The following is a 10,725-nucleotide window of genomic DNA, read 5'->3' as shown; positions in this document are numbered from 1 at the left end:
CTTGGGCGACCGCGTGGCCGTGATCGGCGGTGGCAACGTGGCCATGGACTCGGTGAGAACCGCCCTGCGCAATGGATCCAAAAAACCGTTCATCATCTATCGCCGCAGCGAAGCGGAGATGCCGGCCAACGCCGAGGAGATCGAAGAGTGCCGGGAGGAGGGTGTCGAAATTATGACCTTGACCAACCCGGTCCGGGTGGTCGAAACCGACGGCCGGGTCACAGGCATCGAATGCATCCGTATGCAGTTGGGGGATCCCGACGATTCCGGCCGGCGGCGTCCGGAGCCCATCGCCGGCTCCGAATTTACCATCGCGGTGGACGCGGTGGTCCCGGCCATCGGCCAGGAATCCGACTGGGCCTGCCTCACCGACGAATGTGCCTGCACCCTGAACGACTGGGGAACCATGAACGTGGACCCGGTGACCCTGCAATCCGGTGATCCGGACATCTTTGCCGGCGGCGATGCGGTCACCGGCCCCAAAACCGTCGTGGACGCCATTGCCGCGGGAAAAACCGCCGCCGAATCCATCCGACGCTACCTGGTGGGCGAGAACCTCGGCGCCGGTCGGGACGCTGAACTGTTCCCGGTCGAAGACGTGGACCTCTCCACGGCGGTGCCCATTGCCCGCCAGACCATGCCCATGGCCGATCCCGATGGACGCAAAGCCACCTTCGACGAGGTCCAGCTGGGCTTGGACGAAGCGGCCGTTCAGCGGGAACTCCAGCGCTGCCTGGCCTGCGGTGTATGCTCAGAGTGCTACCAGTGCGTCTCGGCCTGTCTGGCCGAAGCGGTGTGCCATGACATGACCGAGCAGATCCATGAGGTCAACGTGGGGGCGGTCATCCTGGCCCCCGGGTTCGCGCCCTTCGATCCGTCCATATACCAGACTTACAGCTATTCCAGCCACCCCAACGTGGTCACCAGCCTTGAATTCGAGCGCATCCTATCCGCCTCCGGCCCCTATGCGGGGCACCTGGTCCGGCCGTCGGACGACCGCCCGCCGAAAAAAATCGCCTGGCTGCAGTGCGTGGGGTCCCGAGACCTCAATGCCTGCGACAACGGTTACTGCTCGTCGGTCTGTTGCATGTATGCCAACAAACAGGCGGTGATCGCCAAAGAACACAGTGACACAGAACTGGATACGGCCATCTTTTTCATGGACATGCGCACCTTCGGCAAAGATTTTGACAAGTACGCCAACCGGGCCCGGGAAGACCACGGGGTGCGCCATATCCGCTCGCGTATCCACTCGGTGTTCCCTGACGAGGACGACCGGCTGCGCATCGTCTATGCGACAGAGTCGGGCAACAACATGGAAGAGCACTTCGACATGGTGATTTTCTCCGTGGGCCTGGCACCCAACCCCGACGCGGTATCCCTGGCCGGTCGGCTGGGTGTCGAACTGAACCACTACAGCCATGCGCAGACCCACTGTCTGAAGCCGGTGGCCACCAACCGAGAGGGCGTCTTCGTGTGCGGGGCTTTTCAAGAACCCAAGGATATCCCCCATTCGGTCATGGAGGCCTCGGCCTCGGCCGCCGCCGCCAGCAGTCTTTTGTCCGATTCCCGCTGGACGCTGTCCCGCAAACATGAACTGCCCCCAGAGCTGGATGTGTCCGGTCAGGGACCACGCATCGGCGTCTTTGTCTGCAACTGCGGCATCAACATCGGCGGTATCGCCGACGTACCGGCGGTCCGCGACTATGCGGCCGGCCTGCCCCACGTGGTCCACGTGGAGGACAACCTGTTCACCTGCAGCCAAGACTCCCAAGACCACATGAAAGCGATCATCCGCGAAAAGGGCATCAATCGGGTGGTCGTGGCCTCTTGTTCTCCCCGCACCCACGAACCCCTGTTCCAGGAAACCATTCGCGATGCAGGCCTGAACAAGTACCTGTTCGAAATGGCCAACATCCGCGACCAGAATACCTGGGTGCACATGAGCGAACCGGCGCGGGCCACCGCCAAGGCCAAGGATCTGGTGCGCATGGCCGTGGCCAAGGCCGCCCACATCGAGCCCCTGCATCAGGTGAGCCTGGCGATCACCAAGACCGCCCTGGTGATAGGCGGCGGCGTGGCCGGCATGGAGGCGGCGCTGGGTGTGGCCGACCAGGGATCCGAGGTGGTGCTGGTCGAAAAATCCACCGAACTGGGCGGGGTGGCCAACCTGCTCAACGCCACCTGGCAGGGTGAACCCATCGCCCCCTACCTTGCCGACACCATCCAACGGGTAAAAACCCACCCACGCATCCGGCTGCTGACCGGCACACGGGTAAAGCGCACCACAGGAAGCATCGGAAACTTTTCCACCACCCTGGCGTCGACTAACGGCGGCCAGACGGAAACGCTGGTGGCCCACGGAGCCACGATCATCGCTACGGGCGGTGGTGAATACAAACCGGACCTCTACCTGTACGGCAGTCACCCCGACGTGCTCACTCACCTGGACATGGACGCAGCAGTTGCCAGCAACGACAATCGCCTGCTGCTGGCCAAAAGCGTGGTCTTCATCCAGTGCGTGGGCTCCCGCGACGACAAGCGCCCCTACTGCAGCAAAATCTGCTGCACACACAGCCTGAAAAGCGCCTTGGCCGTAAAGAAAATCAACCCCCAAAAAAAAGTGAGCATTCTCTACCGCGACATCCGTTCATACGGCTTCCGCGAGGATCTGTACAAGGAGGCTCGGGATGCGGGTATCCTGTTTATCCGCTACGAGCCGGAGAATCCGCCCAAGGTCTCCACCAACGCCGACAACCACCTGGTTCTCGACGTGACCGACCACGTGCTGCGGATGCCGGTTCGCCTGAGACCCGACCTGCTCGTGCTGGCCACCGGCGTGGTGCCCAACGCCAACCGTGAACTGTTCGAAACCTTCAAGGTGCCGGTGAATGCCGATGGTTTCCTGGTCGAAGCCCATGCCAAGCTTAGGCCGGTGGAGTTCTCCTCCGAAGGCGTCTACCTGGCCGGGCTGGCCCACTATCCCAAGCCTTTGGAGGAGTGCATTGCCCAGGCCAAGGCAGCCGCCTCCCGGGCCATGACCCTGCTCTCCCGCGATGCCATTATGGTGGGCGGTGTGGTGGCCACGGTGGATTCAGGCAAGTGTGCCGCCTGCCTGACCTGCGTACGGGCCTGCCCCTACGATATTCCCCGGGTGGATGAACACAGCCATGCGGTCATCGATCCGGCCGAATGCCATGGCTGCGGCACCTGCGTGGCCGAGTGTCCAGGCAAGGCCATTACCCTGGCCCACTTTACCGACGGCCAGCTGATCGCCAAGATCGAGGCCCTGTTCATCGCGGCTTGAGACGGAGGACGGAAGTCAGAGGACTGAGGACTGAGGACTGAGGACTGAGGACTGAAAAAACCTTCGGGTCTCTGATCAGGTGTCAAGGAAAAACCCGTTTAGGGGTGTGCTTAAATGGCGATATAGGAAGGGTTGTCGGCCGCGACAATAATAAAGCACCCCGCAACAATACCCATCAGCTCAACAGCTCAAATACTGGAGGGAAGACATGGCGACTACCAAAGACCCGCAAATCCTCGCTTTCTGCTGCAAATACTGCTCCTATGCGGCCGCCGACCTGGCCGGCTCCATGCGGCTGAACTACCCGGCCAGCGTCAAGGTGGTTCAGGTGCCGTGCACGGGCCGGGTGGACGTGATCCATCTGCTCAAGGGCCTGGAAGCCGGTGCCGACGGCATATATGTGGCCGGCTGAATGGACGGAGAATGCCATTTCCTGGAAGGAAATCGAAGAACGCGCAAAAAAGTTGATTTGGTGCGGAAAACCCTGGAATCGATCGGCATCGACGGTTCACGGGTGCAGATGTTCAACCTCTCTTCGGCCATGGCCCCTGAATTCGCACGTATCGCCTGCGAGATGACCGAAACGGTGGCGTCACTGGGACCGCTGGACAGTACACAGGCTTAAACCGCTGAACGTCGACCATCGAACGTCCAACTTCGAATGGTGAAAAATGATTGCTGCCTTTTTCAATCGGAGGGGCGAAACGATTTCATCATTCGGTGTTCAACGTTGGATTTTCGATGTTCAATGTTTTTCTAAAATTGGGTTCAATCACAAGCATACATAAAGAGGTCACAAATGGATGTTACCCAGGCGCACGGACTGACCGGCGTGTTGGATGCCATGGCCGACGGCATCTACATCGTCAACGACGACTATGTGGTCGAGTTCATGAACAAGGCCATGATCCGGGTGTTCGGTGACGGCGTCGGCAAGAAATGCCACGAGGTGATCAACCACACAGCTGCCCCTTGCCCCTGGTGCCGGGCCAAGGAGGTGTTCGACAACCAGCGCAACACACACGAAGAGGTCTATGTACCCATGGTGGACAAGACCTACGACCTGCTGGAAATCCCCCTGCACAATACCGACGGCAGCATCTCCAAGCTGAGCCTCTACCGCGACATCACCCATCGCAAAGATCAGGAATACCGCCTCAAAACCTCCCGCGAGAGCTTCCGCAGCCTCTTCGAACACATGGCTGCCGGCGTCTACATCAGCAGCAAGGAGGGCAAGTTTCTGGATGCCAACCCGGCCTTGCTGGATATGATGGGGTATGAAGACAAAAACGAGTTCCTCGATCAGGACCTGGCCCGGGACATCTACCTCAAGGCCGACGATCGCGCCCGCTTCCAGCAGATGATCGAGAAGAACGGTCGGGTCATCGATTACGAGGTGGATTTCCGCAAGAAGGACGGCACCCCCATTACCGTTCTGCTCACCGCCCATGTGCGTTACGATCCCAAGGGCAACGTGCTGGGCTACGAGGGCATCTGCGTGGACCAGTCTCAGCGAAAAAAAATGGAGCAGGAGCTGAAAAAGGCTCACGATTTTCTCAACAATATCATCCAGAGTTCTCCCAACGCAATCATGGGAACGGATATGAAGGGCAACATCATCATCTGGAACCAGGGCGCCGAAGAGACACTGGGATATCAGGCTTCGGAGACGATCGGCGGGATGAACGTGCGCGACCTGTATCCTGGGGACATGGCGCGCCAGGTGATGCGCATGATGCGAAGCGATGACTATGGCGGCAAGGGCAAACTGCGCTCCTATCCCATGACCTTCAAGGGCAAGGAGGGACGTCCCGTGGAGGGCAACCTGTCGGCCAACATCATCTATGACGAGGCCGGCCGGGAAATTGCTTCGGTGGGCATTTTCGTGGACCTGGAAGAACAGTTGAAGATGGAGCGCAAGCTCCACAATACCCAGGAGCAGCTTCTGCAATCGGAAAAACTGGCCGCCATGGGCCGGCTCACCTCCCAGATCGCCCATGAGCTCAACAACCCGCTCTACGGGATCATGAACACCCTGGAACTGATGAAAACCGAAATCCCGGTAGGCAACAAACGCCGCAAGCTGCTTGAGATGTCCCTGTCGGAAACCGTGCGCGTGACGGACATGCTGCGCAAGATGCTGTCCTTCTCCAAGCCGGACCAGGAAGAGCGGGCCCCGGTGGACTTCAACAGAATTTTAGACGAAATCCTCCTGTTATATGAAAAGCAGCTCTGGGAACACTCCATCAAACTGGTACACAGTTTCGCCAGCCACCTCGGGCGAGTCCACGCCTCCAAGAATCAGCTGCGCCAGGTTTTTTTGAACCTGATTTCCAACGCCCGAGACGCCATGCCGGAAGGCGGCCGCCTCACTGTTGCCACAGAGGGAGACGACTACTTCGTCCACATCACCATTGCAGACAATGGCGTGGGAATCAAGGATGAGCACCTTGACCTGATTTTCGAAACCTTCTTCACGACCAAGACCGACAGCGTCAAGGGTGTCGGTTTGGGCCTGTCCGTCTGTTACGGCTTCATCAAGGACCATGGCGGGGACATCAAAGTGGAAAGCCAGGTTGGAGAAGGCACCACGTTCACCATTTCCCTGCCGGTCTACCGTGAGGAAGCGTCAGACGAATAAGTTCGACGCAATCGTAGGTCATCGCATTTGGATCTCTTCGAGGGTGCGCTCGTAATCCGATTTCAAGGGGCCGCCGATGCCGACGGCTTTCAAGGCAGCTTCAGCGGCCTCGGCATTTTTTCCCATCTCCATGAGGACATGTGCCAAATTGTTATACACGACACCCTCATGCGGAAATTTGAAGGTCGCATGGCGAAAATGCGCCTCTGCGGCGACCAGGTCCCCTAACCGGTAGAGGCAGACACCCCGCCCGACGGTGGCGGGCAGGCTCTCCGGCCATCGCCGCAGAGCGGTTTGGTAGCCTTCGGCGGCCACCTGCCATTTGCCCAGCCGTTCAAGATAACCGACCGACCGCAGGACATGCTCCTCTGTGGCCATGGCAGGCAGCTGCCATGGTGGCAATACCAGCAACCCCCAATAGTCACTTCTTGACCACGTGAAGGCGAAGGTCTTGAACGAGGTCCGCTTGTGGGGCGTCGTGCCGGAATGCAAAATAACGACCTTGTCAGTGAAATCCAAGCCGACGACGACCGCAAAATGCCAGACAGGATACCACGACAGGCCGAGATTCTGCAGCACAACCACCGGGTGTCCGGCGGCGATCTCATCGCTAAGGGATGTCGGGTCGATCAGAAGGTAAGCAATCCTGTCATGGCGCCGGGCGGCGGCGACCAACGCCGGTTGAAGGCTGCCCTTCTTGGACGGGGTGAAAACTTCGGGCACCAGTTCCTGGGGAGTGATCGGTACACCGCTCCATGACAGGGCCATGGCAATCGCCGCCGGTCCGCATTGGTATGCTTTTTGAGAAAAAAACGGCACCGCGGTCAGCAGGTGCTGACCGCGGTGCTGATCGGTGGCTGATGGCAAGCGGATCTCGGTCGGTCCGGCGCAGCCGGCAAGGATTACGACGAACACAAAAATCAATGTGCGTCGGCGCAAACGACATCGATCCGTGTTTAAATCAGGATTTTTCTTGATCGGAATATCATTTATTTTTTTTAACAAAGGGGAAAATATCGGTCGCACCAGATATATCCGTAAACAGTAGGACCAGGAAAACGATCAGGCCGACGAAAAGGAGGGTCTCAAACCCGCCGCTGCCGGCAGGCAGGCTTTCCATGCGGTCGGCGATGCTGAGAATCTCTGCGTCTGAAAGCGCACGCGTTCGCAGCATGGCCTCATCGGCGTCTATCCCCTGTGCGATCAGGGCTGCTTTTACGTCTTCCCGGGCGAGGATGCCGTCAACATAGGCACGGGCATCCCTGACCCGATCGGCATCGAGAATCGTTTCGGATGTGACCATTGCCGCTACCACGGTCTGGCAGGGAGTTAACATCACGATCATAAAGATCGCCATAAACCAGCTGACCGGCTTTGCCATCGCTCTGACCTTTTTCATCGATCACCTCGCTTTGGGTTGGAAGTCGATTTCATTAGTCATGAACCCGGAAAAAAGTCAAGATGCATCATCCGCATGGCGGCCGCCGCGCCCGGCAGGCCGGCACTGGCCACTTTTCATTCGGGTCTCAGGCGGGTTGAAACCACGACTGGGTCTTGAGACAGACCTTGACCAGCATCAGCATCACCGGCACTTCGATGAGAACCCCCACCACCGTGGCCAGGGCCGCGCCTGAGGAGAGGCCGAAGAGCATGGTGGATGTGGCGATGGCCACCTCGAAGTGGTTGGACGCCCCGATCATGGCCGCCGGCGCGGCATCCTCGTATTTCAATTTCAGCAGCCGCGCCAGGCCGTATCCCAGGCAGAAGATCAGCACGGTCTGGACCAACAAGGGCACGGCGATCCAGACGATGGTCAGGGGATTGCCCAGAATGACCTCTCCCTTGAAAGAGAAGAGCAGCACCAGGGTAAGCAGCAGGGCAATGATAGTGATGGGCGTGAGCACATGCAGGAATTTCTCCTTGAACCAGGTTACCCCTTTGGCGGCGATGATCCAGCGTCGAGAGAAGTAACCGGCCACCAGCGGCAGGGCCACGTATATGCCGATGGAGAGCAAGAGGGCCTGCCAGGGCACGGGCAGCCGCCCCACGCCAAGCAAAAAGCCCCCCAGTACGCCATAGAGCAGCAGCATGGTCAGCGAGTTGATCGCCACCATCACCAGGGTCAGGCCGTCGTTGCCCCGGGAAAGGAATCCCCACACCAGCACCATGGCCGTGCACGGCGCAATGCCCAGCAGGATGCACCCGGCCAGGTAGCTGCGCCACAGAGGCACCTCCAGCATCTTGATGCCGTCGGCCAGGATCACGGTACCGGCGCCATGGGCGGCTCCCACCGGCAGGTCCAGACCGAAAGGCATCTTCACCACGTCCTTCGCGTCGGGCCCGATAAACCCGTAGAAAAGCGTCCCGAGAAAAAACAGGGCGATGGCATACATGGTGAATGGTTTGACCGCCCAGTTGATGAACAGGGTCAGAAAAACCGGCCTGCCGCTTTTCCCCGCCTTGATCACTTCAGCGAAATCGATCTTGACCATGATGGGATACATCATAAAAAACAGGCAGATGGCGATGGGGATGGAAACTACCGGCGCCCCGTTTACGGTAATCGCCATGCCGTCCAGCGTTTGCGCTACACCAGGGGCAATTTTGCCAAGCAGGATGCCGCCGACGATGCACAGCAGCACCCAGACGGAAAGGTAGCGTTCAAAAATACTGGTCATCTTGCGGTCGTTAATGCGAGCGGCGTTGTCGTTCATCGGCTGATTGGCTCCTGGTTGGGATGGTTTTTCAATATCTCAGGCAGGGCTTCGACAAAATGGCGGATTTCGTCGCGCACCCGGCGGTAATGGGCCATGGCCGCTTCCTCGGTGGGTTCGTCTTTGGCCAGCGCCGGCGGGTCGTCGAAGCCCACGTGGACGATCTTTACCTCTCCAGGGAAATAGGGGCAGGTTTCGTGGGCGTGGCCACACACCGTCACCACGAAATCCCATGGTTCGCCGACGAAATCACGGGCCAGTTTGGAGCGGTGGTGGGAAATGTCCACCCCTGCCTCGGCCATGGCTTTGACCGCCAGCGGGTTGAGTCCGTGGGTTTCGATGCCGGCCGACTGGGCTTCGATTACATCGTTTTTCAGGTTGTTGACCCACCCTTCGGCCATTTGGCTGCGGCAGGAGTTGCCGGTGCATAAAAATAAAATCTTAATACGACTCATCATCATTCACCTTTAACGATTCCACTTCTTATGGATTGTCATTCAGCCGGTGCGCTCACACTTGCCCACACCGTGTCTGCTGACTGCAGAGGATCTCCGGATCGATTTTAAGGATCTCTTCCATGCGTTGGCTGTCTTGAATGAATCTGTCCGTTTCAGCAATCGACCGAATGGTCCATTCAAGTGCCTCCTTAATAATTTTGGGAACTCCCGGATCAGCTAATCGATAGTACATCCATCGACCATCTTTACGGCTGTCGATCAAACGGGCATTTTTAAGTATGGACAAGTGCTTGGAAACAGTCGATGGCGCAAGGCACAACAGCTCGATCAACTGGCAGACGCAGAGTTCACGCCCCTTTAGAACACCTACAATACGGATCCTGTTCTCGTCGGCCAGCGCCTTTGTCGTTCTTACCATATGCCGCATGCGGGATAATCTTTCCTTTAATTCGCCAATTGACGAAATGAATAATCCAGATTCTGAGGCGATGTCAACTCTAAAACCTGAATCGGACCCCTTTTTTGCTTGCCAAAACAGCAAATCCACCTATACATACCACTATGTAGTATGTATATTTGCTAAGCAACCCGGCATTCCCTTATGCTAATGCGTTCCACCTCACCTAAATTCAGTGGTAAATATTGATATGAAAAATAATTATCTATTACGTTTTGCCAGTGATACGTTTTTTTGGTTATGGATGTCATTGATTTTTGTCCTCATGGTTTCGTGCAGCGGTGATGCCGAATACAAACAGATCGATTTTACCCCAAAAATGGATGTTTCCCATCCCGTGGAGAAAAAAAATGACCGGCCGACACTGCGGGTCGCAGTAGCCGCCATGATATCTCCCAAGGAAACCTCCATCTACTACCGAGAACTCATCGACTACCTGGCTGCTAAAATCGATTATGACGTCGAACTGATCCAACGGAAAACATACGGGGAGGTCAATGAACTGCTGGCTGAAAGGCGTATCGACCTGGCTTTCATCTGCACCGGCCCATATGTTTCCGGGGCTGATCGGTACGGCATCGAGGCTGTCGCCACGCCCATTGTCCGCGGCAAACCATTTTATCAATCTTATTTGATCGTAAATAAAGACAGCGCAATACAATCGCTCACCGATCTCAAGGGCAAGGATTTTGCGTTTACCGATCCGGAATCCAATACCGGCACAATGGTGCCGCGTTACTGGCTCAGACAGGTGGGCGCAAAACCGGAGACCTTTTTCCGCAGCTTCACTTACACCTACAGCCACGACAATGCGATCATGGCCGTTGCCAAAAGTCTAGTGGATGGAGCTGCCGTCGATGGGCACATGTGGGAATATTACCAAGCGCGCAATGCATTTTATTCCTCAAATACTCGCGTGATCAAAAAGTCCGAGCCATTTGGCAGTCCGCCATTGGTAGTCTCCAAGGCATTGGATCCAAACATGAAAAAAATGCTGACAGATATGATCTTGTCCATGCATGAGGACCCGGAAGGCCGACGTATTCTTGGTGAATTAATGATCGATCATTTTGCCCCCCCTGAACCGGGCTGGTATACGCCGGTAAAAGCGATGCTTGAACGGTTAACCATCGTGGAGAACAGAAAGG

At 57.4% G+C, this 10,725-nt stretch carries 9 protein-coding genes; 4 read left to right on the top strand and 5 right to left on the bottom strand.

Annotated features, from left to right (window positions below; translation table 11 throughout):
• The 3 genes from ABYV26_RS12515 to ABYV26_RS12505 all read left to right on the top strand — a co-directional run.
• Positions 1 to 3,307: FAD-dependent oxidoreductase (locus tag ABYV26_RS12515; protein ID WP_372681468.1), on the top strand; the 3,307-nt coding region annotated here is incomplete at its 5' end.
• A gap of 208 nt (positions 3,308 to 3,515) precedes the next feature.
• The gene (locus tag ABYV26_RS12510) at positions 3,516 to 3,932 is read left to right on the top strand and encodes a hydrogenase iron-sulfur subunit (RefSeq protein ID WP_372681466.1); all 417 of its coding nucleotides are present in this window, start codon (positions 3,516 to 3,518) and stop codon (positions 3,930 to 3,932) included.
• 174 nt (positions 3,933 to 4,106) lie between these two features.
• On the top strand, positions 4,107 to 5,948 hold the full coding sequence (locus ABYV26_RS12505) for a PAS domain S-box protein (RefSeq protein ID WP_372681464.1): 1,842 nt from the start codon (positions 4,107 to 4,109) through the stop codon (positions 5,946 to 5,948).
• A gap of 18 nt (positions 5,949 to 5,966) precedes the next feature.
• Here ABYV26_RS12505 and ABYV26_RS12500 read toward each other — a convergent pair whose 3' ends face one another.
• The 5 genes from ABYV26_RS12500 to ABYV26_RS12480 all read right to left on the bottom strand — a co-directional run bounded on the left by ABYV26_RS12500 (position 5,967) and on the right by ABYV26_RS12480 (position 9,667).
• Positions 5,967 to 6,815 (bottom strand): PA2778 family cysteine peptidase, encoded by an 849-nt coding sequence (locus ABYV26_RS12500; protein WP_372681462.1) that lies wholly within the window; start codon positions 6,813 to 6,815, stop codon positions 5,967 to 5,969.
• Positions 6,816 to 6,933: 118 nt separating this feature from the next.
• Positions 6,934 to 7,347, bottom strand: a complete 414-nt coding sequence (locus ABYV26_RS12495; RefSeq protein ID WP_372681460.1) for a PA2779 family protein — start codon at positions 7,345 to 7,347, stop codon at positions 6,934 to 6,936.
• Positions 7,348 to 7,474: 127 nt separating this feature from the next.
• Positions 7,475 to 8,662, bottom strand: coding sequence for an ACR3 family arsenite efflux transporter (arsB, locus tag ABYV26_RS12490; protein ID WP_372681458.1), 1,188 nt, complete (start codon positions 8,660 to 8,662; stop codon positions 7,475 to 7,477).
• Positions 8,659 to 9,117 carry an arsenate reductase ArsC gene (locus ABYV26_RS12485; RefSeq protein WP_372681456.1) on the bottom strand — a complete coding sequence of 153 codons (459 nt, stop codon included), beginning with the start codon at positions 9,115 to 9,117 and terminating at the stop codon, positions 8,659 to 8,661. Before ABYV26_RS12485 ends, arsB begins: the two co-directional genes overlap by 4 nt.
• 55 nt (positions 9,118 to 9,172) lie before the next feature.
• Positions 9,173 to 9,667 (bottom strand): ArsR/SmtB family transcription factor, encoded by a 495-nt coding sequence (locus tag ABYV26_RS12480; RefSeq protein WP_372681454.1) that lies wholly within the window; start codon positions 9,665 to 9,667, stop codon positions 9,173 to 9,175.
• Between the two features lie 154 nt (positions 9,668 to 9,821).
• On the opposite strand from ABYV26_RS12480, the gene phnD reads away from it, so the two are divergent.
• The coding region (gene phnD / locus ABYV26_RS12475) for a phosphate/phosphite/phosphonate ABC transporter substrate-binding protein (RefSeq protein WP_372681452.1) at positions 9,822 to 10,725 on the top strand (904 nt) is incomplete at its 3' end.

It is taken from the genome of Desulfosarcina sp., from assembly GCF_041551955.1.
Classification (GTDB): domain Bacteria; phylum Desulfobacterota; class Desulfobacteria; order Desulfobacterales; family Desulfosarcinaceae; genus Desulfosarcina.
This window is presented reverse-complemented; position numbering and strand designations above follow the sequence as displayed.